The organism is Sinomonas atrocyanea (genome assembly GCF_001577305.1).
GTDB lineage: Bacteria > Actinomycetota > Actinomycetes > Actinomycetales > Micrococcaceae > Sinomonas > Sinomonas atrocyanea.
Window position 1 is genome coordinate 2986899 of the sequence record NZ_CP014518.1, and the last position, 15581, is coordinate 3002479.

The window sequence follows — 15581 nt, forward strand, 5'->3', positions numbered from 1 at the left end:
ACTTCCCGGGGTCGGCAACCCCACCATCCTAGCGACGCCGGCGCCCGCCGCTTTCGACCCCGCGGCGCCGCCGCTGCCGGCCCGGGGCCCTGCCGGAGTGTCGGAGGGGCGTGATAGTCGTGAACTATGGTGGCAGAGATGGAAGCATCCCCAGATTCCATGAGCCCCGACGCCATGGGCAGCACCGACCGCGCGGACCCGGGCGGCGCCGCCGGCGACGAGGGCCAGGGCCCGGCGGCCGAGGCGTCGGCCTCGACCCTGCCGGCGCGCGCCTCCGACACCAGCCCGGAGAACCCGTGGCCGCTCCACGTACTCTCCCGCAAGCTCAAGGAGCACATCGAGCGTTCGCCCCACGTGTGGATCGAGGGGCAGGTCATCGAGATGACCCGCCGCGGCCAGACCGCCTACATGACCCTCCGGGACGTCGACGCCGAGATCTCGCTGCCGGCCTCCGCCTGGGGCAGCGTCATGGCCCGGCTCCGCGAGCCGGTCCAGCGCGGCTCCCGCGTCGTGGCCCTCGTCAAGCCCGAGATGTGGCTCAAGACCGGCCGGCTCAGCATGGCCGTGCGGGACATGCGCCCGGTGGGGCTCGGTGACCTGCTGGCCCGCATCGAGAACCTGCGTCAGGCCCTCGGGGCGGAGGGGCTCTTCGCCGAGGAGCGCAAGAAGCGCCTGCCGCTGCTCCCCCACAGGATCGGCCTGATCACCGGCCGCGACTCCGACGCCAAGAAGGACGTCATGCGCAACGCCGCCCTGCGCTGGCCGGCCGTCGCCTTCGAAGTGCGCGAGGTCGCCGTGCAGGGCACCAACGCCGTGGCCGAGGTCCTCGGGGCCCTGAAGGAGCTCGATGCCCGCCCCGAGGTCGACGTGATCGTGATCGCCCGCGGCGGCGGATCGCTCGAGGACCTGCTCGCCTTCAGCAACGAGGCGCTCGTCAGGGCCGTGGCCGGGGCCGCGACCCCCGTCGTCAGCGCGATCGGGCACGAGGCGGACCGGCCCATCCTCGACGACGTCGCCGACCTGCGGGCCTCGACCCCCACGGACGCGGCGAAGCGCATCGTGCCGGATGTGGCCGAGGAGCTCCTGCGCGTGCGGCAGTGCCGCGACCGGATCGACCGGCAGGTGCGCCTCTTCGTGGAGCGGGAATCGGACCGGCTCGCCTCGATCCGGAGCCGGCCGGTCCTCGCCGCGCCGGAGACCATGGTGGCCACGCGGCACGAGGAGCTCGAGCGCCTCAGGGTCAGCTCGCGGGCCGCGGTGAGCGGCGCCGTCGAACGCGCGGCCGACGCCGTGGCGCACCTGCGCGCCCAGGTCCGCTCCCTCTCCCCGCAGCAGACCCTCGACCGCGGCTACTCGGTCGTGCAGATCCTCGACGGGCCGGCTGCCACGGTGGTGTGCGCCCCCGAGGACGCGCCCGCCGGGACCGCGCTGCGGGTCCGGCTCGCCCGCGGGACGATCGCGGCCCGCAGCGAGGGCCAGCTCGCGGACATCACCCACCCCGCGCCGCAGGGCGCAGCATTCCAGACGGGCAGCCCCGCAGGAAGGACCGACCCATGAGTGAGGACACCAAGGAGACCTTCGAGGACCTCTCCTACGAGCAGGCGCGCGAGCAGCTCGTGGCCGTCGCCTCGCGGCTCGAGGCCGGCGGGGTGAGCCTGGAGGAGTCGCTCGCGCTGTGGGAGCGGGGCGAGGCGCTCGCGAACCGCTGCGAGGAATGGCTCGAGGGCGCACGACGCCGGCTGGACGCCGCGCGCGGCGAGGGCACCCCGGCGGCGGGGGCTGGGGCGGAAGGCTAGGCCCCGGCGCGGTCAGCTCTGCGCCAGCAGCTCCTTCTGCTCCTCGATATCGAACGCCGGCGCGGGCCACTGCGGGTCCATGCGCTCGAGCGCGGCGACGAGGAGTTCCTGGACCACCATCCGCGCGTACCACTTGTTGTCCGCGGGCACCACGTACCAGGGGGCGTAGGGCGTGCTCGTGCGCTCGATCGCGATCTGGTACGCGTCCATGTAGGAGCCCCAGAGCTTGCGCTCCGTGAGGTCGGAGGGGCTGTACTTCCAGTACTTCGTCGGATCGTCGAGCCGTGCGGCGAGGCGGCGCCTCTGCTCCTCGCGGCTGATGTGCAGCATGACCTTGATGATCTCGGTGCCGGAGGCGTGGAGGTGCGCCTCGAAGTCCTGGATGGCCGAGTAGCGCCGCTCGAGCTCGGCGGCGTCGGCCCAGTTGTGCACGCGGTGGATGAGGACGTCTTCGTAGTGGGACCGGTCGAAGCATCCCAGCATCCCGGGCCCGGGGAGCTGCCTCTCGACCCGCCAGAGGAAGTCGTGCTCCTTCTCCTCGTCCGTCGGCGCCCTGAAGGCGGCGAGCTGGACTCCCTGGACGTCCACGGCGCCGACCACGTGGCTGATCATCCCGCCCTTCCCGGCGGTGTCCATGGCCTGCAGGATCAGCAGGAGCGAGCGGGTTCCCCCGCCCTTGCCCTCGGCGAACAGCCGCTCCTGGAGGTCTGCGAGGTGGGGGTCCCGCTGGGCGAGGATGGCCTCGCCGTCGGACTTGCTGCCGGTGAAGCCGGGGGTGGAGGCCGGGTCGATGCGGTCGAGCCGGAAGTCCGGCCCGACCACGAGGAAGTCCTCGGGTGCTTCGGTGAAGCCGTGCCCCGCCTTGCGCTTGCCCATGCGGCCCCCTCGCCGTCAGACCCGGGCGTCCGGGTCAGTTGCCCCTGTACCTGCTGAGGAAGTCTGCCATACGGCCGATCGCCTCCTCGATGTCCGCCACGGCCGGGAGCGTGACCATGCGGAAGTGGTCCGGAGCGTGCCAGTTGAAGGCCCTGCCGTGGGAGAGGAGGATCTTCTGCTCGCGCAGGAGGTCCAGGACGAACTTCTCGTCGTCCCGGATCCGGTAGACCTCCGGGTCGAGCCGCGGGAACAGGTACAGGGCCCCCCTGGCCTGCTTCGTCGAGACGCCCGGGATCGAGTTGAGCATCTCGTAGGCCTTGTTGCGCTGCTCGAGCAGCCGGCCCCCGGGCAGGATGAGGTCCTTGATGCTCTGGTAGCCGCCGAGCGCGGTCTGGATGGCGTGCTGGGCGGGGACGTTGGCGCACAGGCGCATGTTGGCCAGGAGGTTGATGCCCTCGAGGTAGTCCGCGGCCTCCTTCTTGGGCCCGGAGATTGCCATCCACCCGGCCCGGTACCCGCAGACGCGGTAGGCCTTGGACAGGCCGGAGAAGGTCAGGCAGAGCACGTCCTCGCCGGTGAACGCGGCCAGGTTCGTGTGCGTGGTGTCCTCGTAGAGGATCTTCTCGTAGATCTCGTCGGCAAAGATGATCAGGCCGTGCTTCTCGGCCAGCTCGACGATCCGGCGCAGCGTGGAGTCCGAGTAGACCGCCCCGGTGGGGTTGTTCGGGTTGATCACCACGATGCCCTTGGTCCGGGAGGTGATCTTGGACTCAAGGTCCTCGAGGTCGGGCTCCCAGTCGAGGTCCTCGTCGCAGAGGTAGTGGACGGCGCGGCCGCCTGCCAGGGACACGGAGGCCGTCCACAGGGGGTAGTCCGGCATCGGGACCAGGATCTCGTCGCCCTGCTCGAGCAGCGCCATGAGGGACATCGTGATGAGCTCGGAGACCCCGTTGCCGAGGTAGATGTCATCCACGTGGATGTTCTGGATGCCGCGGGTCTGGTAGTACTGCGAGACCGCGGTGCGGGCCGAGAAGATCCCGCGCGAGTCGCTGTAGCCCTGCGCGTGCGGGAGATGGCGGATCATGTCCACGAGGATCGCGTCCGGCGCTTCGAAGCCGAACGGGGCCGGGTTGCCGATGTTCAGCTTCAGGATGCGGTGGCCCTCGGCCTCCATCTGCTGGGCAGCCTCCAGGATCGGGCCCCTGATGTCGTACAGGACGTTGTGGAGCTTGGAGGACTGCGTGAACTGGGCCATTCACCCAATATGCCACAGGGCGTGGGCGGCACCTGTGCGATGCTGCTCACACCCTGTGGCGTGCCCCTGCGGGGGTCAGGAGGCGAGGCCCTTCTCCTTCAGCCACGCCTTGGCGGCGTCGGCCGGGGACTGCTTCTGGTTCCCGCTCACTGCCCGGTTGAGGTTCACGAGGTCGTCGGTCGTGAGCTGCTTCGAGACCGCGTTGAGCACCGACTTCGCCTTGTCCGTGACGGTGTCCGTCCGCACGAGCGGGACCACCTGCTGCGCGATGAAGTTGTTCTTCGGGTCGTCGAGCACCACGAGTCCGTTGTCCGCGATGGACGGCGTGGTGGTGAAGATGTCGGCGACCTGGATGTCGTTGGACAGGAGCGCCTTGAGCGTCACGGGCCCGCCGCCGTCGCTCATCGGCTGGAACTGCTTCGGGACGCAGTTGTACTTGTCCTTGAGCCCGGGCAGCCCGTAGGCGCGCTTCTCGAAGGTCGCGGGCGCCCCGATCACGAGGTCGCCGCACACCTTGGCCATGTCCTCGAGGCTCTTGAGCTGGTACTTCGCGGCCGTGGCCTTGGTGACCACCATGGCGTCCTTGTCCTCGGCCTTCGCCGGGTCCAGGATCCCCAGGCCCTGCGGGAGCTTGCCCGGGAGCGCCCCCGCGATGTCGGCGGCCGAGACCTGGGTGGCCTTCGGGTCCACGTACAGCAGGAGGTTGCCGGTGTAGTCGGGGACCACGTCGATGGAGCCGTCCTGCACCGCCTTGTAGTAGACCTCGCGGGCCCCGATGTTGGGCTTGGTCGTGGCCTGCACGCCCGCGGCGTTGAGGGCACCGGCGTACAGCTCGGCGATGATCTGGCTCTCGGTGAAGTCGGCCGAGCCGATGACCAGGGCCTTCCCGGCGCCGCCGCTGGCGGGGGCGGCGCTGCCGGAGCTGAGCGGGTTCGAGGAGCCGCCGCAGGCGCTCAGGGCCAGGGTCAGCCCGAGGCCCGCTGCCGCGGTCAGCGCCGTGCGGCGGGTGAAGGGGATGTGCTGGGTCATGGCATTCCTTCCGTAACGGCCGCGGCGGGGGCTGCTGCCTCCCTCGCGGAGGGCGTGCGTGGGACGAGGACGCGCAGGAGCGTGCCCAGGACGAGGTCGGTCACGACGGCGAGGGCCGCCACGAGGACCGAGCCGCCGAGCATCTGGGGGTAGTCGGAGAGGGCGAGCCCGTCGAAGATGTACCGGCCGAGGCCGCCAAGGTTGGTGTAGGCCACGACGGTCGCCGTCGCGATCACCTGGAGGATCGCGGCCCGTGCCCCGCCGAAGATGACGGGGACGGCGTTGGGCAGCTCGACCTGCAGCAGCACCTGGTACTCGCGCATCCCCTGCGCCCGCGCGGCGTCGACCACCACGGGGTCCACCGCCGCGATGCCCGAGTAGGTGCCGGCCAGCAGCGGCGGGATGGTGAGGATGACGAGGGCCCAGATCGGCGGCATGAGGCCGATCCCAGCGAGCAGCACGAACAGCACGAGCAGCCCGAGGGTGGGGATGGCGCGCAGGGCGCCCGCGACGGCGACGACGAGCACGCGCCCGCGGCCCGTGTGGCCCACGTAGGCGCCGATGGGCAGGGCGATGGCCGCGGCGATGGCCAGGGTGAGCACGGTGTAGAAGACGTGCTCGCCGAGGCGTCCCGGGATGCTGGAGTACCCGCTCCAGTTCATCGGGTCGGTGAGCCATGCCCACGTCTGCGCGAGGAGGTTCACGAGCGCGCCGCCTTCCGCTGCCCCGCGCCGTCGACGAGCCGGGCCCACGGCGAGAGCAGCCGCCCGGCCAGCACGAGCGCGAGGTCCATGACGAGGGCCAGGACGAGGATCGCCACGAGTCCGACGACGATCTCCGTGACGAAGCCGCGCTGGAGGCCCTCGGTGAAGAGGACCCCGAGGTTGGGCATGCCGACCAGCGCGGCGACGCTCACGAGTGAGATGTTGCTCACCGACACGGCCCGCAGCCCGGCGACGAGCACGGGCAGCGAGAGCGGCAGGTCGACCCGGAAGTAGCGGGTGGTGGGCGTGTGGCCGAGGGCCTCGGCGGCGAGGCTCAGCTCTCCGTCCACCGAATCGAGGGCGTCGAGGGAGGACCGGACGAGGAGCGCGACGGCGTACACGGTGAGGGCCACGATCACGTTGACGGGATCGAGGATCCTCGTGCCCAGGACCACCGGGAGGATGATGAACAGGGCGAGCGAGGGGACGGTGTAGAGGACCGAGCTGAGCGTCAGCAGCCCCGTGCGCCAGGCGCGCCGGTGGCGCACCGCCTGCGCGAGCGGGAGGCTGATGAGCAGGCCGAGGAGGAGCGGAACCAGCGCGAGCACGAGGTGCTGCCCCGTGAGGGAGAGGATCCGCGCCAGGTTGGCGACCGCCCACTCCATCAGGCGCGGCCCTCCGGGACCGCGGCAGCGCGGGCGCGCTGGGACTCGGTGCGGCGGCGGTCGGCGTGAGCGATGACCTCGCCGGCGCCGACCGTGCCGAGGAGGCGGCCGGCGTCGTCCACCACCACGCCGCGGCCCGACGGCGAGGACAGCGCCGCGTCGAGCGCGGAGCGCAGCGTGCTGCCGGCGCGGTGCAGGGAGCCGCCGCTCACGAGCGTGCCCGGGAACGCTGGACCGGCCCAGCCCACCGGGCGCCCGTCCGCATCCAGCGCCACGGCCCACTCGTCCACCCTGCCCGAGGGGACGTCCGCCGCGCGGACGGTCTCGGCCGGCTCGACGGGGAGCCCCGAGTCGTCGTAGAAGCCGAGGTGGCGGAAGCCGCGGTCGCGCCCCACGAAGCCGGAGACGAAGTCGTCCGCCGGCGCGCGCAGGAGCTCTTCGGGGGCGGCAACCTGCGCGAGCCGGCCGCCGACGGCGAACACCGCGATCCGGTCGCCCAGGAGCACGGCCTCGTCGATGTCGTGCGTGACGAACACGATCGTCTTGCCGAGGTCGCGCTGCAGCCGCACGAGTTCCTGCTGGAGCTCGTGCCGCACCACGGGGTCCACCGCGCTGAACGGCTCGTCCATGAGCAGCACGGGCGGGTCGGCGGCGAGCGCCCGGGCCACGCCCACGCGCTGCTGCTGGCCGCCCGAGAGCTGCGCGGGGTACCGGCCGCCGAGGTTCTGCGGGAGCCCGACGACGTCGAGCAGCTCGCGCGCGCGGGCGCGCGCGGCGGAGCGGGAGACTCCGTTGAGCCGGGGGACGGTGGCGATGTTGTCCTCGACCGTGCGGTGGGGCATGAGGCCGGCCGCCTGCATGACATAGCCCATGGACCGGCGCAGGAGCGGCGCGGGCTGCGAGGCGACGTCGCGGCCGTCCACGGTGATGGTCCCGGAGGAGGGCTCGACCATGCGGTTGACCATGCGCAGCGAGGTCGTCTTCCCGCAGCCGGACGGGCCGACGAACACGGTGATCTGTCCCCGGGGCACGCTCAGCTCGAGGCGGTCCACGGCCGTGAGGCCGCCGTAGACCTTGCTCACCTCGTGGAACTCGATCATGGGATCGGACACGTACACCTCGATGGTCGCTGACAGTCTGTCTCGGCGTGCTGAGGGGAGCCTATCAGCGCGGAACCGCGCGCCCTCAGGATTGCGCTGGCCGGTCTGCCCCTGCCGATGCGGCGGCGAGCTCGATCGTGCCGAAGATGGGGTCCCGGTCCAGGACCCGCACATCGTCGATGCCCTGCTCGGCGAGCGCGGTGCGGAACCCCTCCTGCAGCCGCGGCACGTTCATGCCCAGCCCGCTGCCCAGGATCACCGGACCGTCGATGCCGAGCTGGCGGGCCACCTGGGCCGCCATCCGGGCGAGGTCGTGGGCGGCCTGGTCGATCAGGAAGCGGGCGCCGGCGTGCCCGGCGTCGGCGGCCTGCGTCACCACGCGCGACTGCTGCGCCCAGTAGCGCCTGCCCGTCTCGGGCGAGTGGAAGTGGGCGATGAGCTCCCCGGGCTCGGCGAGCCCGGTGGCGGCCAGGAGGCCGAGGGTGAGGGCGTCCGGCTCGAGGCCGAGGTTCATGCGGTGGAGGCTGTAGCGGACGGCCTCGCGGCCGAGCCAGTACCCGCTGCCCTCGTCGCCGAGGAGGTAGCCCCAGCCGCCGGCCCGGGCCTCCTCGCCGGCGGTGTTGGTCCCCCAGGCCGCCGAACCGGTTCCCGCGATCACCGCCACCCCGGTCTGCGCCCCTCCGGCGGCGAGCAGGAGGCGCGAGTCGTGGACGACCTCGACCCTCGCGGCCGGCACATGCGGGCGGATCAGCGAGGCGAGCGCCTCGGCATCGGCGGCGGTGTCGATGCCGCCCGCCCCGGCGAAGACGAGGGCGGCGTCCGCGGCGTCGAGCCGCGCGAAGAGTTCGGCGAGGTTGGCTGCTGCGGTCTCGCGGCTCACGTTCTGGACGTTGGCGCTGCCGACCTCGAGATCGGCCACGACCTCTCCGTCGACCACCTTGATGCCGCGGGTCTTGGTGCCGCCGATGTCGAGGCCGACCATGGGGCCGCCCGAGGGGGTCTGGATGCTCACCTGCCCAGCCTACTGACCGCGTAGGGTGGGCGCATGGATGCGACGCTGCCGGTGGACCTGTTCGGAGGCGGCGTGGTCGCCGCGCCGATGGCGGGCGGCCCGAGCCGGCCCGAGCTGGCCGCGGCGGTCGGCGCCGCCGGCGGCCTCGGGTTCCTCGCGGGCGGCTACAAGGCGCCCGAGGCGCTCGCCGCCCAGCTCGACGCGATGGACGGCGGGCGGCCGTTCGGCGTCAACCTCTTCGTCCCTTCTCCCGCGGAGGCGGACCGGGAGGCGGTGCTCGCCTTCCGGGAGCGGCTCCTGCCCGAGGCGGCCGCCGTGGGGGCAGACGTGCCGGAGCCGCGCTGGACGGACGACGACGGGTACCCGGCCAAGCTCGATCTCCTCCTCGGGCGGGTCCCGGCAGCAGTCTCGTTCACGTTCGCGCTGCCGGCCCGCAGCGCCGTGACGGCCCTCCGGGCTGCGGGGGCGTTCACCCTCCAGACCGTCACGGGCCCCGACGAGGCGCTGGCCGCCGCCGAGCTCGGTGTGGATGCCCTCGTCGTCCAGCACCCGGACGCGGGCGGCCATTCGGGATCCTTCCTCGGCCTGCCGGCGTTCGCGGGCACGCTCCCGGAGCTCGTCGCCGCCGTCCGCGCCGCCCTCTCCTCGGCCGGGGCGCAGCTGCCGGTGGTCGCCGCCGGCGGGATCGGCACGCCCGAGGCGGCCGCCGCGGCCCGGGACGCCGGAGCAGCCGCCGTCCAGCTCGGGACCGCGTTCCTGCGCACTCCGGAGGCGGGGACCAATGCGGTGTACCGCGCCGCGCTGGCGGACCAGGACTTCGCCCGCACGGCGCTCACCCGCTCCTTCTCGGGGAAGTGGGCGCGCAGCCTCGAGAACGGGTTCATGCGCAGGTTCGCCGACGCGCCCGCGGCGTACCCCGTGCTCCACTACCTCACCGCGCCGATGAAGGCGGCCTCGGTCCGGGCCGGCAGCCCCGAACGGACGAGCCTGTGGGCCGGGACCGGCTGGCGCGGGGCACACGACGAACGGGCCGCCGACGTGGTGGCGCGCTTCGCGCGCTGACCGGCCTCTGCCCCCATCCGGGGGCGCGGTCCTAGGCTGGGGCCATGGATACGGCACCGCTCATCACGCTTCCGTCCGGACACTCCATCCCGCAGATCGGCCTCGGCACCTGGCCCCTCGACGACGCCCAGGCCGCCGAGGTCGTCGCAACGGCGCTCGAGCTCGGCTACCGCCACATCGACACTGCGGAGAACTACGGCAACGAGGCCGGGGTCGGCGAGGGCATCCGCCGCTCCGGGCTCGACCGCCGGGACGTGTTCATCACCACCAAGTTCAACCGCGAGTGGCACAGCGTCGACGGCGTGCGCACCGCGTGGGAGAACGCCGTCCGCAAACTCGGCGTCGACTACCTGGACCTGTTCCTCATCCACTGGCCCAACCCCGACCAGGACACCTATGTGCAGGCCTGGGAGGGCCTGATCAGGCTGAGGGCAGAGGGGAAGGTGCGCTCGATCGGGACGTCCAACTTCTTCCCCGGGCACCTGCAGCGCCTCATCGATGCGACCGGGGTCGCCCCGGACGTCGACCAGCTGCAGATCAGCCCGTACTGGGTCAAGCACGAGGCCCGCGCGTTCAACCTCGGCCACGGCACGGTCACCGAGTCCTACACCCCGATCGGGCGCGGGCAGGAGCTGCTCGCCGAGGAGGCCGTGGTCTCCGCCGCCCGGGCGCACGGGGTCACACCGGCCCAGGCGGTGCTGCGCTGGCACACCCAGCACGGGCTCGTGGCGATCCCGAAGTCGGCCCACCCCGAGCGGCTGGCGGCGAACCTGGACGTGTTCGGGTTCGACCTCACCGGCGAGGAGCTCGCGGCGCTGGATGCGCTCGACGGCCGCGGCCCCGAGGCCGCGGACCCGGAGACGTTCGGCCACTGAGCGCCCCGGGGGGCCGCCTCGCGCGGAGGCTCTAGCGGCCGAACGCGTCGGCGAGCAGGCCGGCGTCGAGCGCGAGCACGTGCTCGCGGAAGAGGCGCACCTGCGGCGGCTCCCCGACGATCCGCGGCCAGACGAGCCCGATCTCGCGGAAGGCGCCCTCGTCCTCGAGGGCCAGCTCGGCCCAGCCCAGCGCCTCGCCGTGGCGCGTCGAGCCGTACACCGCGCCGTGCCCCGCGCTCGAGGGAGGCACGAGCGCCACGCCCAGGCCCGCCGAGACGAGCCCGAGCAGCGTGCGGGAGTCCTGGCCCGAGAACGCGATGTCCGGCCGAAAGCCCGCGTCGCGTCCGAGCCGGTCGAGGATGCTGCGCATGCCGAACCCGCGCTCGAGCGCGACGAACGGCTCGTCGGCGACCTCGGCGAGCCGCACGGACGCCCTCCCCGCGAGCCGGTGCCCGGCCGGGACCGCGAGCCGCACGCCCTGGACATAGAGGGTGGCGCTGTCGAGGTCCCGAGTGGGCTCCGGCCGCGGGGAGACGATCGCGAGGTCCACCCGGCCGTCGGCGAGGGTGTCGAGGCAGTGCTGGCGGGAGCCCTGGATGAGCTCGAAGCGGACGTCCGGGTGATCCGCCCGGAAGCCGCTGACGAATACCGGCACGGCCGATTCCCCGAAGGTCATCTGGAAGCTGAGCCGCACGAGCCCGCGGGCCTGGTGCGCGCGCTCATGGAGCGCGTCGAGCCCGCGCTGGAGTTCCTCGAGGGCCGTGCGCACCGCCGGCAGGAGCTGCTCCGCCGCCGGGGTGAGCCTGATCCCGCGGCCCTCCTTCCGCACCAGCTCGGCGCCGACGACGCCGGCCGCCCGGGCCAGCGCCCGGCTCACCGTGGGCTGCGGCACGCCCAGGAGCTCTGCCGCGGCGGTGACGTGGCGGGTCTGCCCGACCGCGTCGAGGACGGGAAGGAGCGGCAGGAGCCTCGCGAGCTCGCCGTGGAGCGGGGCCGAGGGCCTGGCTGCCTGGGTCATGCCACACCACCTATGCGTTTGCGCCATGCGTTTGGTCGACAAGTGTATTGGACGCATGCATCCGTGCCTTCCTAGGGTGGAAGGCATGAGCGCAGGCCCCGGCACAGCACCAGCAGCGGCCCGTTGGCAAGGCCACCCGAAGGGCAGCCGCGGCTACCGGCGGCTCATCCTGGCGCTCGCGTTCGCCGGGGTGGCGACCTTCGCCCAGCTCTACTCGCCCCAGGCCCTGCTCCCCCGCCTCGCCGCAGAGCTGGGCATCGACCCCGCCCGGGCCGCGCTCACGGTCTCACTCGCGACGATGGGCCTCGCGGTGGCCGTCCTGCCATGGTCCTTCGTGGCCGACCGGATCGGACGGGTCGGAGCCATGCGCTGGGGCATCCTCGCCGCGACCGTGCTCGGGCTCGCCGGGCCGCTCGCCCCGAGCTTCGAGGCGCTCCTCGCCCTGCGCTTCCTGGAGGGCGCGGCCCTCGGCTCCGTGCCCGCGATCGCGATCGCGTACCTGAGCGAAGAGGTCAGCAGGGCCCACGCCGCGGTGGCCGCGGGCACCTACATCGCGGGCACCACGGTGGGCGGCCTCGCCGGGCGCCTCGTCGCCGGCCCGCTCGCGGACGTTCTCGGGTGGCGGCTGGGGATCATCGCCGTCTCCGTGCTCGGCGCGGCGGCGGCGGTGGCGTTCATCGTCCTCGCTCCGCGGGCCCGGGGCTTCTCCCCCGCGCCGCGGACCCCGGGCGGGATCGGCGCGGCCGCGGCCGCGGTGCTCCGGACGCTCGCTGCACAGCTGCGCAGCCTGCGCCTGCTCATGCTGTACACGCAGGCGTTCCTGCTCATGGGCTCCTTCGTGGCGGTGTACAACTACCTGGGCTTCCGCCTCGAGGCCGCGCCGTTCTGGCTCCCGGCGAGCCTCGCGAGCCTGGTGTTCGTCGCCTACCTCTCGGGCACGTTCAGCTCGGGCTTCGCCGCGCGCCTGAGCGAGCGCTACGGCCGCCGTGCCGTGATGACCGCGAGCACCGTGGCCATGGCGGCGGGCGCCGCCGTGATGGCCGCGGACTGGCTGCCGGCAGTCCTGGCCGGCCTGCTCGTGTTCACGGCCGGCTTCTTCGCCGCCCACGGGATCGCCTCGGGCTGGACCGGGGCACTCGCCGCCGCGGGAAGGGCCCAGGCGGCCTCCCTGTACAACCTCGGCTACTACGGCGGCTCGAGCCTGCTGGGCTGGGCCGGGGGGCTCGTCTTCCATGCGGGCGGCTGGGCCGCGCTCGTGCTCGGCGTCACAGGAGTGGCGCTCACGACGGCGCTCGCCTCGTGGGCGGTGCACCGCGCCGACCGCTGAGCTCCCCTCACATATCATGGGCACGCCCCAACCGAGGAGGAAACCCGTGACCACGCCGAGTCCCGGCCGACCGCAGTCCGCCGCCGGCCATCATCCTCCGGGCGGCGAGCCCCTCGACGAGGTGGACCGCAGGACCCTCGCGGCCCTCGTCGATGACGCCCGGATCACCAACAAGCAGCTTGCCGAGATGGTCGGGATCGCCCCGTCGACGGCGCTCATGCGCACCCGCTCGCTCTCCGAGCGGGGCATCATCACGGGGTACGAGGCCAAGGTGGACCTTTCGGCGGTGGGCCGGAGCGTCCAGGCGCTCATCTCGGTGCGCCTGCGAGCGCACGATCGCGACCAGATCGACGCGTTCACCTCCCGGGTGCCGCAGCTGCCGGGAGTGCTCGCGACGTTCCACACCTCCGGCGCGGTGGACTACCTGCTGCACATCGCCGTCGGCAGCACCGAAGAGCTGCGTGACTGGGTCCTGGACCACCTGACGACCGATCCGGTGGTGGGGCACACCGAGACGACGCTCGTGTTCGAGCAGATCCCCGGGCGCGGACCGCTTCCGGACTGAGCCCTCTGGCCCGACGCTAGCGCAGCCAGTGGTGGAGGCCGAGCGGCTCGGCGAAGCGCGCGTCGGCGCGCCGGTCCTCCGCCCGGGCGAGGCGCTCGACGTCGACCCCGTGGTCCCGGGGACGCTCCGCCCAGGCAACGAGGGCCTCCCCGAGCCGGAGCGCGAGCTCCTCTGCCGGGGTGCGGCGGTCGCGACGGGATGCCGGACGGGCGATGGCGGCGGTGCTCATGGCTTCTCCTCAGAGGATGTGCGCGGGGCTGCGGCAGCAGGCCTGCCGACGGCCAGGGGGAAGGCGTTGATGTGGATCTGGACGGGGCGGACGCCCTCCGCGGCGCCCTGTCCGCGGTACGGAGCGAGCAGCTCCGCGGCGTAGGCCTCGAGCTTGGCCGAGACCTCGGCCAGCTGCGCGGCGGTGAGGCGGACGTTGCTGGTGCTGACCATGGCGGAGTCCGACCACTCGGAGGGCTCCTCGAGCCAGCCGTGCTCCATGAAGTCGGCCAGGGCGGCAGCCCGATGGTGCTCGAACTCGCGGCTCACGAGGTGGGCGGCCTCGCTCGTCGCGGGATTGTCGGCGAGCTCGCGCGTGACGATCTGGAGGCTGCCCTTGGGACGGTCCCACCACCGCTCGCGCCCGGAGCCCCGCCCCTCGACCTCGCGCAGGAAGTCGTGCCTGGCGAGCTGGCGGAGGTGGTAGCTCGTGGCGCCCGTGGACTCGCCGAGGATCTCGGCGAGGGTCCCTGAGGTCTGCGGGCCCAGCCGCGAGATGGTGTCGAGGATCTGCACCCTCAGCGGATGCGCGAGGGCCTTGAGCGAGGCGACGTCGACGGTGCGCTTGGGCTCGGGGGTGCCGGCTCCTGGGGTGGTCTCCACGCCTCAAGGGTAGGTTCGCAAAGGAGTCTTTGCAAGCAATTCTTTGCAAACAGATGTTTGCGACCGTGCCCGTGCACGGCAGCCCGCGGGTCAGCGGCCCTGCACCGTCGGCCTCCCGGCGAGGACGGCGAGCAGGGCCGCCGCGGCGGCGCACGCGCCGAGGAAGCCGACCGCGGCCGGGCCCAGGCCCACGGCCCCCACCAGTGCGCCGAGGCCCACCACCGGAACGGCGCTCCCGAGGTAGGTCACTACGTAGAGCAGGCTCACGGTCCGGGCGTGCGCCGCGGCGGGCACCGAGGCCGCGACGGCGTCGAACCCGGCCCGGAACGCCGCGCCCTGCCCCACACCGGCCGCGATGCTCGCGATGATGAGGACGGCGGGGCTCTCCGCCGCGGTGCCCCACGCGAGGGCGGCAAGGGAGGCCGCGAGCACCGCGAGCCCGAGCGGGCCATCGCCGCGCGCACGGCGCCGGCCGGCCGGTGCGAGCACCTGGCTCACCGCCGAGGAGGCGAGGGACAGCCCGGCGAGCGCGCCGAGCAGCGGCGGGGACCCGGCCCCGAGCGCGCGGGCGAAGACGCCCGGCGAGAGGGCGAGCTGGTAGCCGAACACGGCGAAGCTGAGGAAGCCCGTCGCGGCGGCGACCCAGAACGAGCCGCGCGCGGGCGGCGCGGGGACGGCGCCGCGGAGGCTGCGCGGGGCGAGCACCCGGCCGGGCCTGCCCCCTGCGGGCAGCTGCGGGGCGGGCCTGGCCCGCACGAGCACGAGCGGGACAAGCAGCGCCGCGAGGGCGGCGGCGTGGACGAGGAACGGGACCGCGGTCCCACCCGGGGCGAGGGCCAGGGCGCCGCCGAGGAGCGGCCCCAGCGCGACCCCGCCCGAGGAGGCGAGCAGCGTGAACCGCGAGGCCCATTCGGGCCGGTGCGGGAGCAGTTCCCGCAGAGCGGCTGCGCACGCCCCGGTGGCCAGGCCCACTGCCATGCCCTGCAGCGCGCGGCCGGCGCAGAGCTGGGCGAGCGAGCCCGCGGACGCGAACACGGCGCTGCCCGCGATCCCCACCAGGACGGCGAGGACCATGGCCGCGCGGCGCCCCAGGTAGTCGGACCAGTGGCCCGCGCTCACGAGCACCGCGACGAGGGCCACGACATAGCTCGCGAACGCAACCGAGGTGCCGAGGCTGCCGTACCCGAGGCGCCGCTGCAGGCCCGCGTACAGCGGGGTCGCGAGGTTCGCGCCGATCAGGAGCAGGAAGAGCACCGATCCGGACAGCACGAGGCGGATGCCGCGCGTGGCATCCCAGCCGGTGCGGGCCGCAGGCGCCCGCATGCGCAGCTCGGCAATCAGGGTCATGGCTACACGATCGGGGACAATGGCCCATGACGATCATCCGGACGGGCATCAATTGGCCTCCATGATCAAAACCTGTTCCG

The 15581-nt window shown here is 73.3% G+C and carries 17 protein-coding genes; 6 read left to right on the forward strand and 11 right to left on the reverse strand.

The window, feature by feature from the left end; translation table 11 throughout:
• The first annotated feature begins 174 nt into the window (after positions 1-174).
• Both xseA and SA2016_RS13725 read left to right on the forward strand, forming a co-directional pair.
• Entirely contained in the window at positions 175-1557 is a 1383-nt protein-coding gene (xseA, locus tag SA2016_RS13720) for an exodeoxyribonuclease VII large subunit (protein WP_084249528.1), read from the forward strand.
• Positions 1554-1796: an exodeoxyribonuclease VII small subunit gene (locus tag SA2016_RS13725; protein WP_066499048.1), complete on the forward strand. Its 243-nt coding sequence runs from the start codon at positions 1554-1556 to the stop codon at positions 1794-1796. Before xseA ends, SA2016_RS13725 begins: the two co-directional genes overlap by 4 nt.
• Before the next feature lie 12 nt (positions 1797-1808).
• On the opposite strand, the gene SA2016_RS13730 is transcribed toward SA2016_RS13725, so the two are convergent.
• From SA2016_RS13730 to SA2016_RS13760, 7 genes are all read right to left on the reverse strand, one after another.
• Complete coding sequence (locus tag SA2016_RS13730; protein WP_066499050.1) at positions 1809-2672, reverse strand: polyphosphate kinase 2 family protein; 864 nt, start codon at positions 2670-2672, stop codon at positions 1809-1811.
• Positions 2673-2706: 34 nt separating this feature from the next.
• Complete coding sequence (locus SA2016_RS13735; RefSeq protein WP_066499053.1) at positions 2707-3927, reverse strand: pyridoxal phosphate-dependent aminotransferase; 1221 nt, start codon at positions 3925-3927, stop codon at positions 2707-2709.
• Positions 3928-4002: 75 nt separating this feature from the next.
• Entirely contained in the window at positions 4003-4956 is a 954-nt protein-coding gene (locus SA2016_RS13740) for an ABC transporter substrate-binding protein (protein WP_066499055.1), read from the reverse strand.
• Positions 4953-5660 carry an ABC transporter permease gene (locus SA2016_RS13745; protein WP_229710769.1) on the reverse strand — a complete coding sequence of 236 codons (708 nt, stop codon included), beginning with the start codon at positions 5658-5660 and terminating at the stop codon, positions 4953-4955. Before SA2016_RS13745 ends, SA2016_RS13740 begins: the two co-directional genes overlap by 4 nt.
• Complete coding sequence (locus SA2016_RS13750; RefSeq protein WP_066499056.1) at positions 5657-6325, reverse strand: ABC transporter permease; 669 nt, start codon at positions 6323-6325, stop codon at positions 5657-5659. Before SA2016_RS13750 ends, SA2016_RS13745 begins: the two co-directional genes overlap by 4 nt.
• Positions 6325-7437: an ABC transporter ATP-binding protein gene (locus SA2016_RS13755; protein WP_276508581.1), complete on the reverse strand. Its 1113-nt coding sequence runs from the start codon at positions 7435-7437 to the stop codon at positions 6325-6327. The genes SA2016_RS13750 and SA2016_RS13755 overlap by 1 nt, the downstream gene beginning before the upstream one ends.
• Before the next feature lie 73 nt (positions 7438-7510).
• Positions 7511-8407: an N-acetylglucosamine kinase gene (locus SA2016_RS13760; RefSeq protein ID WP_084249786.1), complete on the reverse strand. Its 897-nt coding sequence runs from the start codon at positions 8405-8407 to the stop codon at positions 7511-7513.
• A gap of 63 nt (positions 8408-8470) precedes the next feature.
• Between SA2016_RS13760 and SA2016_RS13765 the strand changes: the two genes are divergently transcribed.
• Both SA2016_RS13765 and SA2016_RS13770 read left to right on the forward strand, forming a co-directional pair.
• Complete coding sequence (locus SA2016_RS13765; RefSeq protein WP_066499060.1) at positions 8471-9499, forward strand: nitronate monooxygenase; 1029 nt, start codon at positions 8471-8473, stop codon at positions 9497-9499.
• A 44-nt stretch (positions 9500-9543) separates the two neighbouring features.
• On the forward strand, positions 9544-10374 hold the full coding sequence (locus SA2016_RS13770) for an aldo/keto reductase (protein ID WP_066499062.1): 831 nt from the start codon (positions 9544-9546) through the stop codon (positions 10372-10374).
• 31 nt (positions 10375-10405) lie between these two features.
• Here SA2016_RS13770 and SA2016_RS13775 read toward each other — a convergent pair whose 3' ends face one another.
• Complete coding sequence (locus SA2016_RS13775; protein WP_066499070.1) at positions 10406-11392, reverse strand: LysR substrate-binding domain-containing protein; 987 nt, start codon at positions 11390-11392, stop codon at positions 10406-10408.
• 85 nt (positions 11393-11477) lie between these two features.
• On the opposite strand from SA2016_RS13775, the gene SA2016_RS13780 reads away from it, so the two are divergent.
• The gene (locus SA2016_RS13780; protein ID WP_066499073.1) at positions 11478-12719 is read left to right on the forward strand and encodes an MFS transporter; all 1242 of its coding nucleotides are present in this window, start codon (positions 11478-11480) and stop codon (positions 12717-12719) included.
• A gap of 46 nt (positions 12720-12765) precedes the next feature.
• Complete coding sequence (locus SA2016_RS13785; protein ID WP_066499075.1) at positions 12766-13284, forward strand: Lrp/AsnC family transcriptional regulator; 519 nt, start codon at positions 12766-12768, stop codon at positions 13282-13284.
• Positions 13285-13300: 16 nt separating this feature from the next.
• On the opposite strand, the gene SA2016_RS13790 is transcribed toward SA2016_RS13785, so the two are convergent.
• From SA2016_RS13790 to SA2016_RS13800, 3 genes are all read right to left on the reverse strand, one after another.
• The gene (locus SA2016_RS13790) at positions 13301-13513 is read right to left on the reverse strand and encodes a hypothetical protein (protein WP_066499076.1); all 213 of its coding nucleotides are present in this window, start codon (positions 13511-13513) and stop codon (positions 13301-13303) included.
• Entirely contained in the window at positions 13510-14154 is a 645-nt protein-coding gene (locus SA2016_RS13795; RefSeq protein ID WP_066499079.1) for an ArsR/SmtB family transcription factor, read from the reverse strand. The genes SA2016_RS13790 and SA2016_RS13795 overlap by 4 nt, the downstream gene beginning before the upstream one ends.
• A gap of 90 nt (positions 14155-14244) precedes the next feature.
• Positions 14245-15501, reverse strand: coding sequence for an MFS transporter (locus tag SA2016_RS13800; protein WP_066499080.1), 1257 nt, complete (start codon positions 15499-15501; stop codon positions 14245-14247).
• Positions 15502-15581: the final 80 nt, after the last annotated feature.

Excerpts from the sequence above, each read along its gene's own strand:
- xseA (WP_084249528.1), top strand. The coding sequence starts at position 175 with ATGGGCAGCACCGACCGCGCGGACCCGGGCGGCGCCGCCGGCGACGAG.
- SA2016_RS13725 (WP_066499048.1), top strand. The coding sequence starts at position 1,554 with ATGAGTGAGGACACCAAGGAGACCTTCGAGGACCTCTCCTACGAGCAG.
- SA2016_RS13730 (WP_066499050.1), bottom strand. The coding sequence starts at position 2,672 with ATGGGCAAGCGCAAGGCGGGGCACGGCTTCACCGAAGCACCCGAGGAC.
- SA2016_RS13735 (WP_066499053.1), bottom strand. The coding sequence starts at position 3,927 with ATGGCCCAGTTCACGCAGTCCTCCAAGCTCCACAACGTCCTGTACGAC.
- SA2016_RS13740 (WP_066499055.1), bottom strand. The coding sequence starts at position 4,956 with ATGACCCAGCACATCCCCTTCACCCGCCGCACGGCGCTGACCGCGGCA.
- SA2016_RS13750 (WP_066499056.1), bottom strand. The coding sequence starts at position 6,325 with ATGGAGTGGGCGGTCGCCAACCTGGCGCGGATCCTCTCCCTCACGGGG.
- SA2016_RS13760 (WP_084249786.1), bottom strand. The coding sequence starts at position 8,407 with ATGGTCGGCCTCGACATCGGCGGCACCAAGACCCGCGGCATCAAGGTG.
- SA2016_RS13765 (WP_066499060.1), top strand. The coding sequence starts at position 8,471 with ATGGATGCGACGCTGCCGGTGGACCTGTTCGGAGGCGGCGTGGTCGCC.
- SA2016_RS13770 (WP_066499062.1), top strand. The coding sequence starts at position 9,544 with ATGGATACGGCACCGCTCATCACGCTTCCGTCCGGACACTCCATCCCG.
- SA2016_RS13775 (WP_066499070.1), bottom strand. The coding sequence starts at position 11,392 with ATGACCCAGGCAGCCAGGCCCTCGGCCCCGCTCCACGGCGAGCTCGCG.
- SA2016_RS13780 (WP_066499073.1), top strand. The coding sequence starts at position 11,478 with ATGAGCGCAGGCCCCGGCACAGCACCAGCAGCGGCCCGTTGGCAAGGC.
- SA2016_RS13790 (WP_066499076.1), bottom strand. The coding sequence starts at position 13,513 with ATGAGCACCGCCGCCATCGCCCGTCCGGCATCCCGTCGCGACCGCCGC.
- SA2016_RS13800 (WP_066499080.1), bottom strand. The coding sequence starts at position 15,501 with ATGACCCTGATTGCCGAGCTGCGCATGCGGGCGCCTGCGGCCCGCACC.